The 20,214-nt window shown below is 68.6% G+C and carries 18 protein-coding genes and 1 tRNA gene; 10 read left to right on the top strand and 9 right to left on the bottom strand.

Annotated features, from left to right (window positions below):
* Positions 1-17 precede the first annotated feature (17 nt).
* The 4 genes from NM1_RS33250 to NM1_RS33235 form a co-directional block, all read right to left on the bottom strand.
* Positions 18-431, bottom strand: coding sequence for a carboxymuconolactone decarboxylase family protein (locus NM1_RS33250; protein WP_068029308.1), 414 nt, complete (start codon positions 429-431; stop codon positions 18-20).
* Positions 432-498: 67 nt separating this feature from the next.
* Positions 499-1,380: an NAD(P)-dependent oxidoreductase gene (locus NM1_RS33245; RefSeq protein WP_068029305.1), complete on the bottom strand. Its 882-nt coding sequence runs from the start codon at positions 1,378-1,380 to the stop codon at positions 499-501.
* Entirely contained in the window at positions 1,377-2,129 is a 753-nt protein-coding gene (locus tag NM1_RS33240; RefSeq protein WP_068029302.1) for an SDR family oxidoreductase, read from the bottom strand. Before NM1_RS33240 ends, NM1_RS33245 begins: the two co-directional genes overlap by 4 nt.
* A 35-nt stretch (positions 2,130-2,164) precedes the next feature.
* On the bottom strand, positions 2,165-3,628 hold the full coding sequence (locus tag NM1_RS33235) for an aldehyde dehydrogenase (RefSeq protein ID WP_068029299.1): 1,464 nt from the start codon (positions 3,626-3,628) through the stop codon (positions 2,165-2,167).
* Between the two features lie 291 nt (positions 3,629-3,919).
* Here NM1_RS33235 and NM1_RS33230 point away from each other — a divergent pair, with 291 nt between their 5' ends.
* The 8 genes from NM1_RS33230 (at position 3,920) to NM1_RS33195 (ending at position 11,455) form a co-directional block, all read left to right on the top strand.
* Positions 3,920-5,140 carry a cytochrome P450 gene (locus NM1_RS33230; RefSeq protein ID WP_068029380.1) on the top strand — a complete coding sequence of 407 codons (1,221 nt, stop codon included), beginning with the start codon at positions 3,920-3,922 and terminating at the stop codon, positions 5,138-5,140.
* Positions 5,141-5,189: 49 nt separating this feature from the next.
* A complete protein-coding gene (locus tag NM1_RS33225) occupies positions 5,190-5,996 on the top strand; it encodes an SDR family oxidoreductase (RefSeq protein WP_068029296.1) in 807 nt (268 codons plus the stop codon).
* Entirely contained in the window at positions 5,996-6,199 is a 204-nt protein-coding gene (locus tag NM1_RS33220) for a ferredoxin (RefSeq protein WP_068029293.1), read from the top strand. Before NM1_RS33225 ends, NM1_RS33220 begins: the two co-directional genes overlap by 1 nt.
* A gap of 17 nt (positions 6,200-6,216) precedes the next feature.
* Positions 6,217-6,768, top strand: a complete 552-nt coding sequence (locus NM1_RS33215; protein ID WP_068029290.1) for a nuclear transport factor 2-like protein — start codon at positions 6,217-6,219, stop codon at positions 6,766-6,768.
* A 5-nt stretch (positions 6,769-6,773) separates the two neighbouring features.
* The gene (locus tag NM1_RS33210; RefSeq protein ID WP_068029378.1) at positions 6,774-8,009 is read left to right on the top strand and encodes a hypothetical protein; all 1,236 of its coding nucleotides are present in this window, start codon (positions 6,774-6,776) and stop codon (positions 8,007-8,009) included.
* A 37-nt stretch (positions 8,010-8,046) separates the two neighbouring features.
* Positions 8,047-9,657, top strand: coding sequence for an acyl-CoA synthetase (locus NM1_RS33205; protein ID WP_068029288.1), 1,611 nt, complete (start codon positions 8,047-8,049; stop codon positions 9,655-9,657).
* A gap of 237 nt (positions 9,658-9,894) precedes the next feature.
* Entirely contained in the window at positions 9,895-10,578 is a 684-nt protein-coding gene (locus NM1_RS33200; RefSeq protein ID WP_211339448.1) for an acetoacetate decarboxylase family protein, read from the top strand.
* A gap of 88 nt (positions 10,579-10,666) precedes the next feature.
* Complete coding sequence (locus NM1_RS33195) at positions 10,667-11,455, top strand: SDR family NAD(P)-dependent oxidoreductase (protein WP_068029282.1); 789 nt, start codon at positions 10,667-10,669, stop codon at positions 11,453-11,455.
* Between the two features lie 208 nt (positions 11,456-11,663).
* Here the strand turns inward: NM1_RS33195 and NM1_RS33190 are convergent, their stop codons facing one another.
* A complete protein-coding gene (locus NM1_RS33190) occupies positions 11,664-12,485 on the bottom strand; it encodes a crotonase/enoyl-CoA hydratase family protein (protein WP_068029279.1) in 822 nt (273 codons plus the stop codon).
* Positions 12,486-12,621: 136 nt separating this feature from the next.
* Between NM1_RS33190 and NM1_RS33185 the strand changes: the two genes are divergently transcribed.
* Positions 12,622-14,220 carry a succinic semialdehyde dehydrogenase gene (locus NM1_RS33185; RefSeq protein ID WP_068029277.1) on the top strand — a complete coding sequence of 533 codons (1,599 nt, stop codon included), beginning with the start codon at positions 12,622-12,624 and terminating at the stop codon, positions 14,218-14,220.
* 142 nt (positions 14,221-14,362) lie between these two features.
* Here NM1_RS33185 and NM1_RS33180 read toward each other — a convergent pair.
* From NM1_RS33180 to NM1_RS33170, 3 genes are all read right to left on the bottom strand, one after another.
* Positions 14,363-14,436: transfer RNA gene (locus NM1_RS33180), tRNA-Pro, on the bottom strand.
* Between the two features lie 56 nt (positions 14,437-14,492).
* Positions 14,493-15,239: a DUF8017 domain-containing protein gene (locus tag NM1_RS33175; RefSeq protein ID WP_068029274.1), complete on the bottom strand. Its 747-nt coding sequence runs from the start codon at positions 15,237-15,239 to the stop codon at positions 14,493-14,495.
* 921 nt (positions 15,240-16,160) lie between these two features.
* Positions 16,161-17,123: a metallophosphoesterase gene (locus NM1_RS33170; RefSeq protein WP_068029271.1), complete on the bottom strand. Its 963-nt coding sequence runs from the start codon at positions 17,121-17,123 to the stop codon at positions 16,161-16,163.
* Between the two features lie 116 nt (positions 17,124-17,239).
* On the opposite strand from NM1_RS33170, the gene NM1_RS33165 reads away from it, so the two are divergent.
* Positions 17,240-17,704, top strand: a complete 465-nt coding sequence (locus tag NM1_RS33165) for a GatB/YqeY domain-containing protein (protein WP_068029268.1) — start codon at positions 17,240-17,242, stop codon at positions 17,702-17,704.
* A gap of 106 nt (positions 17,705-17,810) precedes the next feature.
* Here NM1_RS33165 and NM1_RS33160 read toward each other — a convergent pair whose 3' ends face one another.
* Positions 17,811-20,177 carry a penicillin-binding protein gene (locus NM1_RS33160; protein WP_174556944.1) on the bottom strand — a complete coding sequence of 789 codons (2,367 nt, stop codon included), beginning with the start codon at positions 20,175-20,177 and terminating at the stop codon, positions 17,811-17,813.
* Positions 20,178-20,214 lie beyond the last annotated feature (37 nt).

Raw genomic sequence — 20,214 nt, 5'->3', positions numbered from 1 at the left:
GCCCGGGTGCCCGATCGTCATCCCTCACCCGCTGGCCGGGACTTCCGCTCGGCCTTGCGCTGCTGTCCGACTACCTTGCCCACCACGCCGTCGAGCGTGGTACCGGCCGGCCAGCCGACGTAGTGGCACAGAAACAGCGCGATCTCGTGGAGTTGGTCGTCGGTGAGTTCCTCGTTGCGCAGCGCCGCACCGAGCTGGATCTCGGCGACGTCGAATGCGCCCTGGGCGGTGAGCGCGCCGAGCAGCAGCAGCCGCCGGTCGCGCACGGACAGGCCGGGGCGCGACCAGATGTCGGCGAACAGGTGGTCGGCGGTGGCGGCGAAGTGGGCGCCCGGGCCGTCGGAGAACTCCCAGCCGTACACCTCGGACATCTTCTTCAGGCCGCGCTGCCTGCGCTCGGCGGCCGATTCGCCGTGCTCGTTCGTGCTCATGCCTCCACCTCGCTGACGCTCGGCTCCGGCACGAGCACGCTCGTGGCTGTGTCGATTGCTCGCTCGCTCATCCCTGCTCCTTTGCGATATCACCGGTGCCGACCCCGAGCCCGGGGCCGAGACCCTCGAGGGCGATGCGGGCCAGGGGGAGATCGATTCCGAGCCGCTCGCCGAGTGCCAGCGCCAGCGACAGATCCTTCTCGCCGAGGTCGCGGACGTGGCCGAGGATCGAGTACCAGAAGTCGTCGGGTGGCACCGGTGCGGTGGTGTCGCGCAGCATGATCGCGCCGGGACCGCCGGTGATCGCGTCGGAGTGGCGCACCACCTTGCCGAGATCGGTGATATCGAGTCCGGCCGTTTCGGCCAGCCGCTGCGCCTCGGACGCGGCGGTGAAGGCCACGAAGTGCAGCAGGTTGCGTGCCAGCTTCATCCGGGTGCCCGCGCCCACCGCGCCCGCGTGCACGACGAGATCCGCCCAGCACCCGAACGGCGCGCGGACCCGGTCGAAGGCGGTATCGCTGCCGCCGACCATCACCGCGAGCTTGCCGCGCTTGGCGCCCGGGGCGCCTCCGCTGATCGGCGCGTCGACGAATTCCACTCCCCGCTCGGAGCATTCGTCGGCCAGCTCCACCGCGGTCCGGTCGCTGATGGTGGAGTGCACGGCGACGACGGTGCCGGGTTCGGCCGTCTGCAGGACGCCGCCGGGGCCCGTGATCACGCTGCGCACCTGATCGTCGTCGAGGACGACCACGGAGATCACGGCCGCCCGCTCGGCCGTGTCCGCGGCGGAGGTCGCGGCCGTGGCGCCTTGCGCGGTAAAGGTTTCCGTCGCCTCCGGCCGCACATCGCAGACCACGAGCCCGCCGGGCCAGGCCAGCAGACGCTCGGCCATCGGCGCTCCCATATTGCCGAGGCCGATGAACCCGACGCGAAATTCGGTGTCGCTCATGATCGGAAGATCTGCCCTCCGTCGACGTTGAGAATATGCCCGGTCACCCAGCTCGCCTCGTCGGACAACAGGTAGAGGCAGGCGCCGACGAGGTCGTCCGGAGTTCCCATGCGCTTCAAGGGCAGTCGCTGCACCATGTCCTCGACGATGGTGCCCGGCGTGACCGTCTTGGTGGCCTCGGTGTCGATGGGCCCCGGGGCGATGGCGTTGATCCGAATCTCGGAACCGCCGAGCTCGGTGGCCAGTTGCTGAGTGAGGCCGTTGATCCCGGCCTTCGCCAGGCCGTAGAAGCCCGAGTAGAGCCAGGCGGCGGTGGAGGACTGATTGACGATGGACCCGCCGCCGTCCTTCGACATCGGTTGCCACACGGCGCGGGTCATGTTCAGCGCGCCGTCGAGGTTCACGCTCATGAACTTCTTGTAGTAGTCCCACGGGACGGTCAGCAGCAGGTCGAGCTTCATATCGCCGTAGATGGCGGCGTTGTTGACCAGGTGGTCGATGCGACCGAACCGGTCGACGGTGAATTCCGCCAGGGCGGTGGCGGATTCGGGATCGGAGACATCGACGGTGTGGAACACGGCGTTCCCGCCGTCGGCGGTGATCTGTTTGGCGACCGCCTCGCCCTTCTCCGAATTGAGATCGGCGACAACCACTTCGGCGCCCTCTGCGGCGAGAGCCTTGGCGTAGGCGGCACCGATGCCCTGGGCGGCGCCGGTGACGATCGCGGATCGTCCGGTGAAGCGGGCCATGATGAAAACTCCTCTGCGGCAGGGTTGTTCGACGGCTATTCCGCGGTCGCGATCAGCTTGGTCTCCAGATACTCCTCGAACCCGGCGACGCCGAGCTCCCGGCCGATGCCGGACTGCTTGTAGCCGCCGAACGGCGCGTCGGCGGAGTACCAGACGCCGCCGTTGACGCCGAGCGTCCCGGTGCGCACCCCGTTGACGACGTGGCGGATGCGGTCGGGGTCGGTGCCCCACACCGCACCCGACAGCCCGTAGGCCGATTCGTTGGCGAGCCGGATGGCGTCGTCGTCACCGTCGTGCGGGATCACCACCAGTACCGGGCCGAAGATCTCCTCCTGGGCCACGGTGGAGGTATTGGGCAGTCCGGTGATCAGGGTGGGCTCGACGAACCAGCCGGGACCCTCGGGGCGGCCGCCACCGACCACGATCGTTCCGCCTTCGGCGCGTGCGATGTCGAGGTAGCGCTCCACGCGGGTGCGCTGCCGTTCGGAAACTAGTGGGCCGCAGACGGTTCCGGGCTCGTTCGGGTCGCCCGGCGCGATTCCGCGCATGGCCTTGGCTGCCGCCGCGACCGCGTCGTCGTAGGAGGCGCGCGGTACCAGCAGCCGGGTTGTGAGGGCACAGCCCTGACCGGCGTGCACGCATACCGAGAACGCCGCATAGCTTGCGGCGGCGGCGATATCGGCGTCGTCGAGCACGACGAACGCCGACTTGCCGCCCAGTTCCAGGAACACCTTCTTCAATGTCGCCGCGGCACCGGCCATCACCGCGCGCCCGGTCTGGGTGGACCCGGTGAACGAGATCATGTCCACCCGCGCATCGGTGACCAGCTGGCTGCCGAGGGCGTGATCGTCGGAGGTGACGATATTGACGACCCCCGCCGGGATATCGGTCTCCTCGGCGATGACCTTGCCGACCAGCGCCGCACACCAGGGCGTATCGGGCGCGGGCTTGAGCACCACGGTCGAGCCCGCGGCCAGTGCCGGTCCCAGCTTGGCGAAATTGATCTGATGGGGGAAGTTCCACGGCGTGATGGCGCCGACCACGCCGATCGGTTCCCGGCGCAGCCGCCGGGCGGATTTGATGCCCATCGGTGCGGCGCTGCCGAGATCGGTTTCCCACTCGTAACTCTCGGCCAGATCGGCGAAATACCCGAGGTCGCCGATCGGCCCCTCCAACTGCGGGCCGCTGGTGAGCATGCGCGGGGCGCCCGCCTCGGCGATCGTGACCTCCCGCAGTTCCTCGATATGGCCGCGCAGCGCATCGCGCAGCTGCCGCAGACATCTCGCCCGGAACGCGTGATCGCGGGACCATTCGGTGTCGTCGAACGCGGCACGGGCGGCCGCGATGGCCGCATCCATATCCGCGGTGTCGCCGTTTGCCGCCTGTCCCAGCACCTCTCCGGTCGCCGGATTGATCGTCGAGAACACCCCGGCGCCGCCCGGCACCAGTTTGCCGCCGATCAACAGCGGCGAGCTGTCGGTGGTGACGAGCCTGCTCATCGGTTGCTCCCATGCTGTCTGGACACGTGTACGGACTATAGGTTCGCGGCGGTCGATGGCGCAAGAACTTGTTTCAGTTATGTCGATCTTCGTCGCGCGCCGGAGTCGTGCCTCGGAGTCTGTGTGCGGGACGCTTCGCAGTTTGGGGATGCATCGAAAAATACCTCGAACTCGTTGTCGGCGCGCGGCAGTGGTGGTACCGTCCAGACACATGTCCAGCTATGTGTCTTTCGTGGCTGCCCGGGGCCGCTGCGAACGGCTGAACTCGTTCTCGAATGTGGGGTGGTGGCGATGACCGGATCGGCCAGTGCGTCGGCGTCGGTGGAGCCGCTCGCCTTCGACCCCTACGACTACGCGTTCCACGACGATCCGTACCCGGTGTACCGCCGCCTGCGTGCCGAGGCGCCGCTGTATCACAATCCGGAGCTGGGGTTCTGGGCGCTGTCGCGGCACGCGGACGTGGTCAACGGCTTCCGCGACCATGCGCGCCTGTCCAGCGCCAACGGGGTGTCGCTGGATCCGGCGGCCTGGGGTCCGCACGCGCACAAGACCATGTCGTTCCTGGCGATGGACGATCCACGCCACCTGCGCATGCGGCAACTGGTCAACAAGGGATTCACGCCGCGGCGGGTCACCGAGATGACCGATCGCATTCGTGAACTGACGCTGCAGCACCTCGAGCCCGCGCTGGCGGGTGAAAGCTTCGACTGGATAGACGATTTCGCGGGCAAGCTGCCGATGGACGTCATCTCGGAGCTGATGGGCGTCCCCGAGCCCGACCGCGCCGAGATCAGAAGACTCGCCGACCAGGTGATGCATCGCGAGGACGGCGTGCTCGACGTCCCGGTGCCCGCCATGGAGGCGTCACTGCACCTGGTCGGGTACTACGCCGACATGCTCGCGCAGCGCCGTCGCGCCCGCACCGAGGATCTGACCTCCGCGCTGCTGGACGCCGAGATCGACGGGGACAAGCTCGCCGACGACGAGATCATCGGCTTCCTGTTCCTGATGGTGGTGGCCGGCAACGAGACCACCACGAAACTGCTCGGCAACGCATTGTATTGGGCCGCAGTCGATCCCGCGCAATACGCGAAGGTGGCCGGAAATCCGGAGCTGGTCGGCCACTGGGTGGAGGAGACGCTGCGCTACGACACCTCCAGCCAGATCCTCGCCCGGACCGCCGCGGTCGACATCGACCTGCACGGCGGCACCATCCCCGCCGGGGACAAGGTACTGCTGCTGGTCGGCTCCGCGAACCGGGACGAGGAGGTGTTCGCCCACTCCGACAGCTACGACATCGAGCGAGCCGACAAGGGCGGGCTGGTCAGCTTCGGGCGCGGGGTGCACTTCTGCCTCGGCGCACACCTCGCACGGCTGGAGGCGGGAATCGCCCTGCGCGAGTTCGCCGATCGAGTGCGGGCGTACGGAATCGACGAATCGGGGATCGAGCGGGTGCACTCCACGAACGTCCGCGGCTTCGCGAAATTGCCTGTCTCCGTGGAGGCCCGGTGATGTCGCGCGCCCTCTCCCGTCCCGACTCTCTCCGGAAGGCCGAAATCTGATGCCGCGATTCGAACCCCATCCCGCTCGGCGCCCGGCCCTGATCGCCGGCGCCTCCTCCGGCATCGGCGCCGCCACCGCCGTCGCCCTCGCCGAACAGGGCTATCCCGTCGCGCTCGGGGCCCGGCGTGTGGATGTCTGTGAACAACTCGCGGAGAAGATCCGGGCCGATGGCGGCGAGGCCTTCGCATACAGGCTCGACGTGGCGGACGGCGACTCGGTGGACGAGTTCGTGGCCGCTACCGAAAAGGCCTTGGGTCCGGCCGAAATAGTCGTGTCCGGCGCCGGTGACCTGGAATTCGGGCACGCCTACGACATGGAACCCGACACGTTCCTGCATCAGGTGCAGGTGCACCTGGTCGGCGCGCAGCGACTCGCGCACCGGGTCGTCCCCGGGATGATCGCCCGGCGCCGCGGCGACTTCATCGTGATCGGATCCGACTGTGCCGACCGCCCGCGGCCGGGTGTAGGGGCGTACAACGCGGCCAAGACCGGCCTCGAGGCGATGGCACACCAGCTCCGAATGGAACTGGAGGGCACCGGCGTTCGCGCCTCGATCGTGCGGCCCGGCGCGACGCAGACCGCGATGGGCATGAACGGCGCTCCCGAGGTGGTCGGCCCCATGCTGGAGGAGTGGGTGCGCTTCGGTTTCGCGCGGCACCCGTACTTCCTGCGCGCCTCCGATATCGCCGCCGCCGTGGTCACGGTGGCCGCCGCGCCGCGCGGGGCGCATCTGGTGCTGGTCGAGGTGCAGCCCGAAGCGCCACTGCGGGAACTGAATTCGGACGCCGGAGAGGGGGATCGGTGATGCGCATCGAGGTGGACCTCGATCTGTGTCAGGGCCACGCCGTCTGTCAGGACGAGGCGCCCGCCGTGTTCACGGTGCCGAAGAACGGCAAGGTGCAGGTCCTGCGCGCCGATCCGGGTGACGACCTGGAGGCGGCCCGCGACGCCGTCCGGTACTGCCCGACCCAGGCATTGACGATCGTCGACGACAACCAACAGCCCTGAGACCGAAGGACATTCACATGCCCGGCTTTTCCCGTGACGAGCTCGACGAGATGGTCCGCCGCTGGGTGGACGAGAACAAACGCTGTGAGGACGCCGGCGACTGGCGACCGCTGGCACAGATGTACACCGAGGACGCCACCTACGGCTGGAACTACGGACCCACCCAGGAGTTCATGGCCGTCGGCCGCGACGAGATCCGGGATTTGGCGCTCGGCCAGGAAATGGCAGGGCTGGAGGGGTGGACGTATCCCTATCAGGAATTCGTCGTCGACGATCGCAGCGGTTCCGTGATCGGCCTCTGGAAGCAGATCAACGAGGGAAAGCGTGCCGACGGACGGCACTACAGCCCGGAGGGCATCGGCGGCAGCTGGTTTCGCTACGGCGGCGACTTCCAGTGGTCGTGGCAGCGGGACTTCTTCGACTTCGGCAATGTCGCAGCGCTTTTCATGGACATGATCACCGACAACGCGCTGTCCCCGGGCATGCAGAAGCGCATCGAGCGGTCGACCTCGAAGGATCCGCTACCGGGGTGGTATCGCGTCGGGGAATCCCCGGTTCCCCTGTGGTGACCGGCATGTCGTCGCGATTCGCCGAACTGTCCCGCGACCGGCTGGCCGTGCTGGTGCCGGAGCTGCTGCTGTGCGGGCATCTCATCGACCGCTCCGGCATGGCGCACTCGATCGCGGCCTTCGGCCGGGATGGCATGGCGGAGATCGCCATCGAGGAATGGCAGCTGGCCAGCCCCGTCTACACGCGGCGGATGCGCGAGGCACTGCGGATCCCCGGCGACGGAGTCGTCACGATCTTCAAGGGCCTGCAGCTCGATATCGGGGCGCCGCCGCAGTTCATGGACTTCCGGTTCCGAGTGGACGATCACGATCACGGGGAGTTCTGGCTCGACCACTGCGGCGCACTCGCGGATGTGGAGCCGATGGGGGAGGACTTCGTGGTGGCGATGTGCCACACCATCGAGGATCCGACCTTCGACGCGACCGCCCTCGCGACCAATCCGCTGGCCCAGGTGCGTCCGATCCATCGACCGCCGCGAGTTCCCGCGGACCGGAATCCGGTGTGTGCGTGGACCGTCACCATCGATGCGTCCCACGAGCCGCCACCGATACCGGCGAATACCGAACGGATCGCGGCGTCGGCGGCCGCGCGCCTCGAGCTGGCTTCGATCGATCCCGCCGACCCCGGGCAATCGGACTACGCCGGACCGCTGCTGAGCGATCTGCGGTTCGGCGACTTCTCGCGGTCCGCGCTGATCCGGATGGCCGACGAGGTGTGCCTGCAGCAGCATCTGCTCACCCTCGGATTCCTGATCGCCGTGCGGGAGCGTACCGATTCCGCGGCGGCGCAGGACATCGCGCGCAAACAGTTCACCGGGATCGCCGGGCTGACCTCCGAGCGCATCCGCAAGGCCCTGGGCCTGGGCAACGACTTCGCCGCACTGGCACAGGTGCTGCGACTGCACCCGGCGTGGAACCCGCTGTCCTACACCGCCGTCGACATCACCGGTTATCACGACAGCGTGGTGCTGCGACTGTCCCGCGACTGCCCCGGTGTGGCGGACGGGGGCTGGCCCGCGCTGATCGATGCCGATCATCCGGCACCGCTGGACGCCATGGTCCGCGGTGTCGATCCGCACTTCCGCACCCGGGTCCACACCGACGGGGACGACCTGGTCGCGGAGATCACCGCGGCCGCAACGCCGTTCGCGGAGGCGCCCGAGGTGGCCGTCACCCGGTTCAGCACCGGCGCCGACTTCGCCTTCACCGACCGTCGTTCGCTACCGCTCACGGTCGTGTAGTGCGCGCCGTGTAAATCCCAGCCAGAGAGCAGAAATCATGCCGAACAACTTCGCCGACCTGTTCGAGCACGCCGTCGACGCCATGCCCGATCGAGTGGCAGTGATCCAGGGCGGGCGCCGAGTGACGTTCCGGGAACTGGAAAGTCGCGCCAACCAGCTCGCCCACCATCTGACCGCGTCGGGCATCGGCTCCGGCGCCCACGTCGGATTCCAGATGCACAACAGCATCGAGACGATGGAGACGCTCATCGCGTGCTTCAAGGTGCGTGCGGTGCCGATCAACATCAACTACCGCTACGGCGCGGAAGAACTGCGCTACGTGTACGAGAACGCCGACCTCGAGGCGCTGGTGCACCATCGCTGCTACGCACCCGTCGTCGACACGGTGCTCGAACAGGTGCCCTCGATCCGGTATGCCCTCGTGGTCGACGACGACCAGGGCGGTGACGAGCTGCCGTGCCGTTCGGTGCCGTACCGGCGTGCCTTCGAAACATCGTCTACCGCACGCGATTTCGAGCCACGCACCGCCGACGACCTGTTCATGATGTACACCGGCGGCACCACGGGGATGCCCAAGGGCGTGATGTGGCGGCAGGAGGACATGTGGCGGGTGCTGGGCGGCGGCATCGACTTCTACACCGGTGAGCCGGTCGCCGACGAGTACCAGCAGTCCCGCACCGGTGCGCAGGGCGATCCGAGCCGGTGGCTGGTGCTGCCGCCGCTGATCCACGCCGCCGCCATGATGCCGACCTTCAATGCCCTGTGGTCCGGCAACGCCGTGATCTTCGAGCCGCGTTTCGATCCGGCCCGGACCTGGCGGGTGGTGGCCGAGGAACGGGCGAATGTGCTGGTCATCACCGGGGATGCCATGGCGCGCCCGCTGGTGGACGCCTACCGGGCGGCACCCGTGGACGCCTCGTCGATGCTGGCGATCGGATCGGGCGCGGCCCTGCTGTCGCAACCGGTGAAGAACGAACTGCTGGAACTGCTTCCGCACACGGTCGTCACCGATTCCATCGGCTCGTCCGAAACCGGTTTCGGCGGTATCGGATTCGCGCAGAAGGACGACGATCCGGCGCGCGGGCCGCGGGTGCAGACCGGCCGCGGGGCCATGGTGGTGGACGACGACGGCCGCCAGGTGAATCCGGGGGAAGAGGGCTGGGTCGCCAAGCGGGGCAACGTCCCGCTCGGCTACTACAAGGATCAGGCCAAGTCCGACAAGCTGTTTCGCACCGTGGACGGTGTGCGCATCGTCGTCACCGACGACCGCGCCCGCGTCGAGGCGGACGGTGCGATCACGCTGCTGGGCCGCGGCAACATGGTGATCAACACCGGTGGCGAGAAGGTCTTCACCGAGGAGGTGGAGGCGGTGGTGAAGTCCCACCCCGCGATCTATGACGCGGTGGTGATCGGGGTGCCGCACGCACGCTGGGGCCAGCAGGTCGCCGCGGTGGTGTCCGGGCACGGCACGCAGCCGGTGGACTTCGCCGCGCTCGAGGCGCATGTTCGCGAACACCTGGCCGGATACAAACTGCCCCGGCAGATTTGGGTCGTCGGTGTGGTCGGGCGTACGCCCAGCGGCAAGCCGGACTACCGGTGGGCGAAAGACCATGCGGCGAGCCGAGACCCCGACCACGAGGCGGGCTGAATCGACCCGGGTCGACCGGCCAGCGCGGCGGCGCCCGCCCCGTCATTCCAGCGAACGCTCGAATCGAGTGGTGACCCTTGTACCGATCTCGGCGTTCGCCTGGATGGCGAGGGGGAACGCGGTCCCCGGGATCGATCCTTCAACTCCCGCTCAGTGGGACCTTTCGACCGAATTCCGGACGCCGAATCCGGACCCGATCATGCTAGAACGTGTTCTAATTGCGAGGTGATGGCGCAGGTGCATTCCATTCTCGGTGAGCAGATCCGGGTCCCGGTCGAGGTGCGTTCCGCCGAGGCTTGTTCGAGCCTGTTCCCGGTCGACCCGGCGGCTGCGCGCGGCCTCCTGGCCGGGACGGGGCTGGAGCCGGTGCGTTTCGCGGGCCGTGCGCTGTGCGCGCTCGCCTTCATGCGGCACCTCGACACCGACCTAGGTCCCTATCACGAGTTCGCGTTCTCGCTGCTCGCCCAGGTACCCGGCCGTCGGCGCAGCACCGGCGCCTATATCCGCTGGTTGCCGGTGAATCAGAGTTTCACCTGCGCCGTCGGCCGCGAACTCTGGGGCTTTCCCAAGGAGATGGCCGATATCCGGATCGTGCCGAAGGGCCGCGGCAAGCGGTGCGAGGTGCGGCTCGACGACCGCCTGGTGGTGGCGCTGGACAGCGGCGGCGGGATACCCGCGCCCGCGGGCCTGGGCGGCGCCTCGATGCAGACCTATACCCACCGCGACGGCGTGCTCCGCGCTACGCCGTGGGTGATGAATCCGGCGCATGTGCGAATGCGGTTGGGCGGCACCCGGATCGAGCTCGGCGACCACCCGGTCGCGGACGAGATGCGCGGCCTCGGCTTACCCGCACGCGCGTTGTTCACCAGTCATATCGGGCTGCTGCGCATGGCTTTCGAGGACGCCACGGAGATCCGATGAGCAACCCGACCCACCGCCACCGCGGCGAATGCCGGGGCCGAGACGGAGATCCGGCCGCCGGAAACGCGGAGTCGATACAGGAGGCAGGATGACCAAGACAGCACTGGTGACGGGGGCGGCGAGCGGTATGGGCCGCATCGTCGCCCACCGCCTGGCCGCGGCCGGATACCGGGTGGCCGCGGTGGACGTGAACGAGACCGGACTGGCCGAAACCGCCCGTCGCTCACCGAATATGACCACCTACACCTGCGACGTCTCCGATTCGGAAGCGGTGGCCGCGGTGGTGGAGAAGGTGCGCGCCGAACTGGGACCGATCGAGCACCTGGTGCACGCCGCCGCGCTGTGCCGCGTGGGTTCGACTCTGGCCCAGAACCCTTCGGAGATGCGCCGGATGATGGACATCAACTACCTCGGCACCGTCCATCTCTGCCAGGCCGTCATTCCCGCGATGCGCACCGCGGGATCCGGCACGGTGGTGCTGTTCGCGTCCGTCGCCGGATGGCTGCCGTCGCCGGGACTGGCGGGGTACTCGGCCTCGAAGTTCGCGGTGGTCTGCTACGCCGAGGCGCTCTCGCTGGAGCTGTCGGGCAGCGGCGTGCGGCTGATCGCGATCTGCCCGCCGCACGTGGAAACCCCGTTCCTGGACGGCGTGCGTTCCGTCGACCCGGCGATCCTGGCGGGCAGCAGCGGCATGGCGCCCGAGAAGGTGGTGGACGCGATGGAGAAGGCGGTCGCCAACCCGAAGTCCCCGCTGTTCGTCTTCCCGGGCCCCGCCCGGCCACTCTGGCTGGCTCGCCGCTTCGTGCCCGGTCTGCTCCGCAAGCAGATCGCCCGCATGGTGAAACCCACCGTGACCACGGACACGCGCGGCGAATGAATCTGTCCCCCAGCTGGTCTCGTCTCGTGAGTGTCACATTCATTCGGGAATTGCCCACCGAATGAATATGTGCCCCAGTCGGTCTGGCCTCGGGAGAGTCGCAACTCGTCCGGTATTCGCCCACCGAATGAAGGTGACTTTCGGTCCGTCTCGGAACAGGTGCGCCGGCCGGGAGCATTCCCGGCCGGGGCATCGCGGCCGCCGCGGGTCAGCGGCCGGTGAAGTTCGGCTTGCGCTTCTCGGCGAACGCGCGCGGGCCCTCCTTGGCGTCCGCGCTGCGGAACACCTCCAGCCCGAGCTTGGCGTCGATCTTGAAGGCGTCCTCCTCGTGCAGCCCCTCGGTGTCGCGCATGGTCTTCAAGATCGCCTGCACCGCCAGCGGGCCGTTGGCGTTGATGAGCTCGGCGAGCTCCAGGGCCTTGTCGAGGGCGGTGCCGTCGGGGACGACGTGGCCGATCAGGCCGATCTCCTTGGCCTCGGCGGCGCGGATGTGCCGCCCGGTGAGCAGGATCTCCGCGGCGATCGTGTACGGGATCTGCCGCGGCAGCCGGACCGCCGAGCCGCCCATCGGGAACAGGCTCCAGCGCGCCTCGGAGACGCCGAACTTCGCGCTCTCCCCGGCGACGCGGATATCGGTGCCCTGCAGGATCTCGGTGCCGCCCGCGATGGCGGCGCCCTCGACCGCGGCGATCAGCGGCTTGGTGAGGCGGCGGCCCTTGAGCAGGCCGGGCATGTACGTCGGGTCGAAGCCGCCGCCCTCGCTCATGTTCTTGCCCGGATCCTGCTTGGTCATCGCCTTCAGGTCCGCACCGGCGCAGAACGCGCCGCCCGCACCGGTGAGGATGCAGGAGCGGATCTCCGGATCGTTGTCGACGGTGTCCCACGCCTGCACCATCAGCTCCAGCATCTCGCCGGACAGCGCGTTGCGGACCGCTGGGCGGTTCATGGTGACGATGAGCGTGTGGCCGCGCCGCTCGATCAGCGCGTGGGGTTCTGTATTGCTACCGGTTTCAGTGGCTGCCGTCGTCATCGCCGACCCTCTTTCGTCCTGGCTCTGCCTGCGTATCGGGGACGAAGTTACCCCTCAACATTGTCCATAACAATAACGTGTTCTAGTTTGGAGCATGGTGACCGCCGTCACGGGGCGGCAAGTTAGGGAGATCCTGATGGAGACAACTACGCACAGCGGCGCGACCACGTTGCCGCCGCGGATCACGAAGACGCTCATCGACCGGCTGACCGCGATGGTGACCGCGGGCACCGCCGGGGAGAAGCGCGAACCGTACGAGATGATCGAGGTGTACACCGGTGCCGTCGTCGGCGAGCTGCCGCAGTCCTCGCCGGAGGACGTCGCCGCCGCGGCCGCGAATGCCCGTGCCGCACAGCGGGAGTGGGCGAGCTGGCCGGTGTCGAAGCGGCTGGCCGTGTTCGAGCGCGCGCACGAGCTGATCCTGTCCGAGATCGAGACCATCGCCGATCTGATCCAGATCGGCTGTGGGAAGACCCGGCGCATGGCGATCGAGGAATCGTGCGATCCGCCCATGGTGATCAGCCATTACCTCAAGACGGCCGAGAAGGTGCTGAAGCCGGAGCGGCGCGGCGGGGCGATGCCGTTCATCACCACCTCGACCGAGCAGCATCGGCCCAAGGGTGTGGTCGCGGTGATCGCCCCCTGGAACTTCCCGTTCGCCATCTCGATGTCGGACTCGACTCCGGCGCTCATCGCGGGCAACGGCGTGGTGCTCAAGCCGGACAACAAGACCGCGCTGTGCACGCTGCTCGGGGTGGAACTGCTGCACAAGGCGGGGCTGCCGCGCGGTCTGGTGCAGGTGGTCTGCGGGACCGGGCCGGACGTCGGGCCGACGCTGATCGAGAACTCCGACTACGTCATGTTCACCGGCTCCACCGCCACCGGCCGCACGATCGGCGAGCAGGCCGGGCGCCACCTGATCGGCTGCAGCCTGGAGTTGGGCGGCAAGAATCCGATGATCGTCCTCGACGACGCGAACCTCGACGAGGTCATACCCAGCACCGTCTTCGCCGTATACGGCAACTCGGGTCAGGCGTGCATGCATATCGAGCGCATCTACGTCCACGATCGGATCTACGACGAGTTCCTCCGCCGATTCGTCGCCGCCGCAGAGGAATTGGGCGCCACAGCGGGCGCCTCCTACGACTACGCGCCGGAGTTCGGCTCGCTGGTGTCGGTCGATCAGATGGAGCGGGTCGCCTCGCATGTGGAGGATGCCCGGTCCAAGGGCGCGACCGTGCTGACCGGCGGAAAGGCGCGTCCGGATCTCGGACCGGCCTTCTACGAGCCGACCGTGCTGACCGGCGTCACCTCGGACATGACGCACGCCACCATGGAAACCTTCGGCCCCGTGGTGACGGTGTACCGCTACTCCGACGAGCAGGAGGCGATCCAGCAGGCCAACGCCACCACCTACGGCCTCAATGCCAGCGTGTGGAGCCGGAACCTGGAGCGCGCCAACCGAATCGCCGACAAGCTCGAGGCGGGCAACATCAACATCAACGACGGCTTCGTGGCCACCTACTCGGCCAAGGTCACCCCGTCCGGCGGCGTGAAGCAGTCCGGCGTCGGCACCCGCCACGGCGACGCGGGCCTGCTCAAGTACACCGACACCATCAACGTGGGCGTCCAGAAGAAGCAGGTCCTGGCCGCCCGCGCAGGCATGCCCTACGACAAGCAGCTGAAGACCACCCTCCTCACCCTCCGCCTCATGCGCAAACTCCGAATCCGCTGAGCCACACCGCATCCAGCTGCCGCAATCACGCGATGGCCGGGCCTCGAGCGCCCGGGCCATCGCGGCGGCGTGCCCGATGCGAGAACGAGTAAGGCCCCCGACCATTTCTGGTCAGGGGCCCTGTCGTGTCTCCACACACGAGTCGGGGTGACAGGATTTGAACCTGCGACCTCCTCGTCCCGAACGAGGCGCGCTACCAAGCTGCGCCACACCCCGTGATGAGAACCTGTCGTAGCTTACAGCAGGGGCGGCGCGGACGTTAAATCGGCTGGTCACCGGTCCGGGAGGGGGCGGATGCTGGCCAGGACCTGCTTGGCGGTCGCCTTGTCCACGGCCTGGGGGACGCCGGTGTCGGCGGCGATGGTCATCACGAAGTTGCCGTTCTCGCTCGGGAAGGCGAACGTGAAGACCGAGAAGGTCGCGGCGCAGCCGGGGGCGGGCGGCGGGGCGTTGCCGGTGGTCTCGACGAATGCTCCCTGCAGCTGGCCGTCCAGCGAGGTGAGGTTCTCGGCCGGGCCGGGGGTGGCGGCCGCGACCGAGGGCCAGCCGACCTTGGCCATTCGGGTCCCGACATCAGCGGCGGCGGCGGCCGGTTCGGCCTGCGGCGACATCGTCAGGAAGGTGTTGGTGCGGGTGTAGCGCGGCTGACAGTAGTCCTTGCCGTCCTGCGTCAGCCCGGCGATCTCCACCGCCTCCGGCGGATGACCCCACACGGCCGTGCCGCGCGGGTCGATCTTCCACTCCGGTGGCGCGTCGTAGGCCGCGCCGCGCTCGGGGATGGCCACCACCTGGTAACCCGGGACCAGCGGCGCGACCGCGGCACCGCTCGGCGCCGGCTTGGTCGCCGGGGGCTTGCTCGGGGCGGGGGTGCCCTTACCGGTGGTGAGGGCGCTCACCATCGAGGGGCCGCCCGCCGTCGAACCGGAATCGGGCGAATTCTTCCCGGCCACGATCAGCGCCACGGTCACGGCGAGGGCCACGACGACCGCCGCGCCGACACCGGCGAACACCCACGGCATACGGTTGCGCCGGGTGGGGGCGGCCCGCAGGGAATCGAACGGCGGGATCTCGTAGGTGGACGTCGGCGGATGTTTGGGTCCACCCGGACCCCACGCCGGATTCTGTTGTGGGGCAGATGTTTCCGCGGGAGGGCCGAAGTGCCAGGGTTGTTCGAGCTGCGGCGGCCCGGTCCTGGCCGATCCCGGCGGTGACAGTGGTTGCTGCGCAACGGGATTCGTACGGCTGTTCTGTTGCCACGGAGTGGCCCGTGGCGAAGTGGGATGCTGCGGAAAAGATTCCGGCGGCAGCAAGGCGTCCGGCCCCGCGCCGGGCTGCGCCCAGTCCTGCCAGGCCGGACCCGGTAACGCCGAACCGGATTCCGCCGGTCCACCCGGGCGAAATCCGATATCGGGTTGCGCCGCAGCTGGATTCGTCGGCCCTTCGCTGCCTGGATCGTGTATCCCGGCAAGGGGGTCGGTGCGCCTGATCGCCTCCGTCTGCGCCGTCTCGTCCTCCGCGGGCGGGCCGGAGGAGGATGCCGGGCAGCCGGTCCCCGCATTCGATTGCTGCCCGGGCGGATTCGCCGCGTGCGCTCGATCGGCCTCCGGCTCCCGCGGAACTCGGTCGATATGCGGTATCGCCTCGGTCTGCGCCGCATCGTCACGGGGGTTTCCCGGAGACGACGGCGACCGCCCGGAATCCGGAACCTGCCTGATCGCCTCGGTGCGCGCGGAGTCGTCGCGGGGGGCGACAGGTGAGCGCGGGGGCTCGACCCCCTGCCTGATCGCCTCGGTGCGGGCGGGGTCCGGCCGTGGAATGTCGGATCGACCGGCCGGTGGCCGAGTGCCGGGTCCGCTCACCGCATTCGGATCGTTCGGCCGCTGTTCGAACCCGCTGTTCAACCCTCGTCCCCTGCCTGGAGTTCCGCTCGGCGCGTCACCCTAGCGCGCAACCGCCTCCGATTCCGATACCCCGTGGCCGGTGTCGGTAATCGGGCGCTCGGGCGGACCCGCGACCAGGGTCAGCAGCGTCGCCTCCGGGCGGCAGCAGAAACGGTAGGGCGCCCAGGGCGAGGTGCCCAGGCCCGCGGACACGTGCAGCCGGGTGTGGGCGCCCCAGCGGGAGGCGCCCTTCACGCGGGAACGATCGATGCCGCAGTTGGTGACCAGAGCGCCGAAGCCCGGCAGGCACAGCTGCCCGCCGTGGGTGTGTCCGGCCAGCACCAGGTCGTAGCCGTCGGTGGCGAAGCGGTCCAGCACCCGCGGCTCCGGCGAATGGGTGAGTCCGATGCTCAGTTCCGCCAGCGGATTGGGGCTGCCCGCCACGGTGTCGTAGCGGTCGCGCTTCAGGTGCGGATCGTCGACGCCGGCGGTGGAGATCTTGATTCCGGCGACCTCCAGGTCGCGGCGCACATGGGTCAGGTCCAGCCAGCCGCGCTCGGTGAACGCCGCGCGCAGATCCTGCCAGGGCAGCGGGGCCCCGTGCACACGCTTGTGGTTCTTGTCGAAGTACTTCAGCGGGTTCTTCGGCACCGGCGCGAAATAGTCGTTGCTGCCGAAGACGAAGATGCCCGGCCGCGACAGCAGCTCGGTCAGCGGCTGCACGACGGAGGGGACCGCCCGCGGATGCGCCAGATTGTCGCCGGTATTGACCACCAGGTCCGGTTCCAGCCGGGCCAGTTCGCGCACCCAGGCCTGCTTGAGCCGCTGGCCGGGAGTCATGTGCAGATCGCTGATGTGTAGCACCCGTAGGCTCGCCGACCCCGGCTGCAGCACCGGCAGCGTCGCCTCCCGCAGCACGAAGGCGTTGCGCTCGATCAGCGAGGCATATCCGATCCCGGCGGCACCTGCTGCGGCGGTGCCCAGCGCGGCTCGTCGGAGTACTGGGGACGAGAAGACGGGCATTCGCTCAGAATAGGCGACCACTGTGACGAACACCGAGTGTGATTCCGCACAGGGACACGGTTGGGCGTGGCGTAAATCCAGCGGCTCCCACACCATCTTCGGGCTACCGTGAGCGCATGTCGGAACTCAAATCGAAGCTGCGTGCCGATCTCACCACCGCGATGAAGGCCAGGGATTCGCTGCGCACCAACACCCTGCGCATGCTGCTGGCCGCCGTTCAGCACGCCGAGGTCGCCGGGTCGCAGGCGCGCGAACTCACCGATGCCGACGTGCTCGCCGTGCTCGGCAAGGAGGCCAAGAAGCGCAATGAGGCGGCCGTGGTCTACGAGCAGGCCGGGCGTGGCGAACTGGCCGCCAACGAGCGGGCCGAGGAAGAGATCATCGACGAATACCTGCCGACACCGCTGACCGACGCGGAGGTCGCCGACGTCGCCGACACGGCGATCGCCCAGGTCGCCCAGGAAACCGGCGCCCGGCCCGGCATGAAGCAGATGGGCCAGGTCATGAAGGTCGCCACCGGACTGGCCGCCGGTCGCGCCGACGGCTCGCGCATCTCGGCGGCGGTGAAGGCCCGCCTCTAGCCGCCCGGCTCGAGGCATCGGCGACGCAGCTGCCCTGCCGGTCCGGCACCGAATACGCAACTGGGCCCGCTACCCGAAAGGGGTAGCGGGCCCGGTCGTCCGTCGATCAGCGCGGAATCGGGATGGGAATCGGGATCGGGGGCAGCCGCGGTGGCGGCGGCAGACCCGGGATGTTCGGCAGCGGCGCCGGACCCGGCTGCGGCGCCTCGCGCTGCGTGCCGTCGCTGACATTGACCGTGATCATCGCGCCCGGAATCGCCGAGCCGCTGGGCGAAGTGCCGACCACCGTGCCCTTCGCGGGGATGGCGGGCACCGTCACCATCGACACCTGGAACCCGGCGCCGATCAGGGCCGACCGCGCCTCGGACTCCGACATTCCGGCCACGTCGGGAATCTGCGAATTGTTCGCTCCCCGCACGTATTTGTCGTCCAGCGGCGGCAAGCCCGGCGGCGGGAAACGATCCAGCACCGGCTTGATGCCGTCGAACCAGCTGCGCGCCGGTTCGTTACCGCCGAACAGGTTGCCGTCACCGCAGCTGCGCAGCGGGAACGAGCAGATCTCGCCCGGCGTGGGGGAGTCGCCGTAGATGTAGGACGCACCGGCCAGCGAGTTGGTGAAGCCGAGGAACGCCGAGGAGCGGTGGCTCTCCGTGGTACCGGTCTTCGCCGACAGCGGCGCACTCCAGCCGGCGGCCCGCGCCGAACCGGCGGCGGTACCCGAGACATCGTCCTTGCTCATCGCGTTGGCGAGCGTATTCGCCAGGCCGGGCTCGACCACCTGCTCACATGACGGCTGGGTCAGCGGCACCTGCTTGCCGCCCCGGTCGACCACCTCGCGGATCGGCGAGGGCGGGCACCACTTGCCGCCCGAGCCCAGGGTCGCGGCCACGTTGGACAGCTCCAGCGGGTTTATCCCGAACGGGCCCAGGGTGAACGAGCCGAGGTTCTGCTGCTTCACCATGTCGGCCAGGCTCTGGTTGCCGTGGCCGGAGGTGCCGGGCGCCGCGTACGACCGCATGCCCAGGCGCACCGCCATATCGACGGTCGGCGTCACCCCGACGTCCTGGATCAGCTTGACGAACGCGGTGTTCGGCGACTGCGCCAGCGCCTCGGTCACCGACATCGGCGACCGGTAGTTGCCGGTGTTCTTGACGCAGTACGTCTCCGGCGGACAGCCGGGCGTGCCGCTGTTACCCATGCCCTTCGCCGAGAAGAACCCCGGCACATCCAGCTGGGCGTTGATGCCCAGCCCCCTTTCCATGGCGGCGGCGGTGGTGAACAGTTTGAAGATCGACCCGGCGCCGTCGCCCACCATCGAATACGGCTGCGGCTGCACGGTCTCGTGCCCCTCGCTGCTGAGCCCGTACGTGCGACTGGAGGCCATGGCCAGTACCGGATGCGCATCCTGCCCGGTGCCGACGATGCTCGTCACCTGCGCGATGTCTTCCAGATCCGGTTTGGTCACCCCCGACACCGCGGCCTTCACCGACTCCTGCACGGCCGGATCGAGGGTGGTGCGGATCGTGTACCCGCCCTTGTCGATCTGCTCCTTGCTGATGCCCGCATTGGCCAGGTACTGCAGCGCGTAATCGCAGAAGAAGCCGCGGTCGCCCGCCGAGATGCAGCCGCGCGGCAGGCCCTTCGGCTCGGGCAGCACGCCCAGCGGCTCGGTCTTGGCGGCCCGGAACTCCTCGGCGCGGCTGGGGATGTTCTGGATCATGGTGTCCAGCACGGTATTGCGGCGATCCAGCACGCCCTGCGGATTGTTGTAGGGGTTGAGCTTCGAGGAGCTCTGCACCATGCCCGCCAGCATCGCGGCCTGCGGCGGCCGCAGATCCTTGGCGTCGACGCCGAAGTAGGTCTGGGCGGCGTCCTGGATGCCGTAGGAGCCGCTGCCGAACGGCACCAGATTCAGGTACCTGGTGAGGATCTCGTCCTTGGTCAGTTCCTTCTCGAGCGTCAGCGCCATCCGGATCTCGCGCAGCTTGCGGGCCGGCGTGGTCTCGATCGCGGCGCGGCGTTCGGCGTCCGTCTTGGCCACCACCAGCAGCTGGAAGTTCTTCACATACTGCTGATCGATGGTGGAGGCGCCCTGCTGCACCTCGCCGCTCGAGGTGTTGGTGAGGAAGGCGCGCAGCGTGCCCTGCCAGTCCACACCACCGTGCTCGGCGAAGCGGCGGTCCTCGATGGACACTATCGCCAGCTTCATGTCGTTGGAGATCTTGTCGCTGGGCACTTCGAAGCGGCGCTGCTCGTACAGCCAGGCAATGGGGTTCCCGGCGGCGTCCACCATCGTCGACACCGCGGGCGCATTGCCCTCCACCAGTTCCGCGGAGACGTTGTCGACCGCGTCGGCGGCACGGTTGGACACATACCCGAAACCGCCGGCGATCGGGAACATCAGCCCGGCGATGAGCACGGCCGCCAGGACGCACGCACCAGCCAGCCTCGCGAGCGTTTGTGAGATCGGCACGCACCAACTGTATCTGTGGCGCCGCCTCCGGCGTCGC

This window comes from Nocardia mexicana NBRC 108244 (assembly GCF_001613165.1).
Lineage (GTDB): Bacteria > Actinomycetota > Actinomycetes > Mycobacteriales > Mycobacteriaceae > Nocardia > Nocardia mexicana.
This window is presented reverse-complemented; position numbering and strand designations above follow the sequence as displayed.

What these genes read in the sequence shown, in the direction of transcription:
- NM1_RS33195 (WP_068029282.1), top strand. Translation starts at nt 10,667, where the DNA reads ATGACCAAGACAGCACTGGTGACGGGGGCGGCGAGCGGTATGGGCCGC.
- NM1_RS33170 (WP_068029271.1), bottom strand. Translation starts at nt 17,123, where the DNA reads ATGCCCGTCTTCTCGTCCCCAGTACTCCGACGAGCCGCGCTGGGCACC.
- NM1_RS33190 (WP_068029279.1), bottom strand. Translation starts at nt 12,485, where the DNA reads ATGACGACGGCAGCCACTGAAACCGGTAGCAATACAGAACCCCACGCG.
- NM1_RS33175 (WP_068029274.1), bottom strand. Translation starts at nt 15,239, where the DNA reads ATGCCGTGGGTGTTCGCCGGTGTCGGCGCGGCGGTCGTCGTGGCCCTC.
- NM1_RS33220 (WP_068029293.1), top strand. Translation starts at nt 5,996, where the DNA reads ATGCGCATCGAGGTGGACCTCGATCTGTGTCAGGGCCACGCCGTCTGT.
- NM1_RS33235 (WP_068029299.1), bottom strand. Translation starts at nt 3,628, where the DNA reads ATGAGCAGGCTCGTCACCACCGACAGCTCGCCGCTGTTGATCGGCGGC.
- NM1_RS33230 (WP_068029380.1), top strand. Translation starts at nt 3,920, where the DNA reads ATGACCGGATCGGCCAGTGCGTCGGCGTCGGTGGAGCCGCTCGCCTTC.
- NM1_RS33165 (WP_068029268.1), top strand. Translation starts at nt 17,240, where the DNA reads ATGTCGGAACTCAAATCGAAGCTGCGTGCCGATCTCACCACCGCGATG.
- NM1_RS33240 (WP_068029302.1), bottom strand. Translation starts at nt 2,129, where the DNA reads ATGGCCCGCTTCACCGGACGATCCGCGATCGTCACCGGCGCCGCCCAG.
- NM1_RS33245 (WP_068029305.1), bottom strand. Translation starts at nt 1,380, where the DNA reads ATGAGCGACACCGAATTTCGCGTCGGGTTCATCGGCCTCGGCAATATG.
- NM1_RS33250 (WP_068029308.1), bottom strand. Translation starts at nt 431, where the DNA reads ATGAGCACGAACGAGCACGGCGAATCGGCCGCCGAGCGCAGGCAGCGC.
- NM1_RS33185 (WP_068029277.1), top strand. Translation starts at nt 12,622, where the DNA reads ATGGAGACAACTACGCACAGCGGCGCGACCACGTTGCCGCCGCGGATC.
- NM1_RS33225 (WP_068029296.1), top strand. Translation starts at nt 5,190, where the DNA reads ATGCCGCGATTCGAACCCCATCCCGCTCGGCGCCCGGCCCTGATCGCC.
- NM1_RS33210 (WP_068029378.1), top strand. Translation starts at nt 6,774, where the DNA reads ATGTCGTCGCGATTCGCCGAACTGTCCCGCGACCGGCTGGCCGTGCTG.
- NM1_RS33205 (WP_068029288.1), top strand. Translation starts at nt 8,047, where the DNA reads ATGCCGAACAACTTCGCCGACCTGTTCGAGCACGCCGTCGACGCCATG.
- NM1_RS33215 (WP_068029290.1), top strand. Translation starts at nt 6,217, where the DNA reads ATGCCCGGCTTTTCCCGTGACGAGCTCGACGAGATGGTCCGCCGCTGG.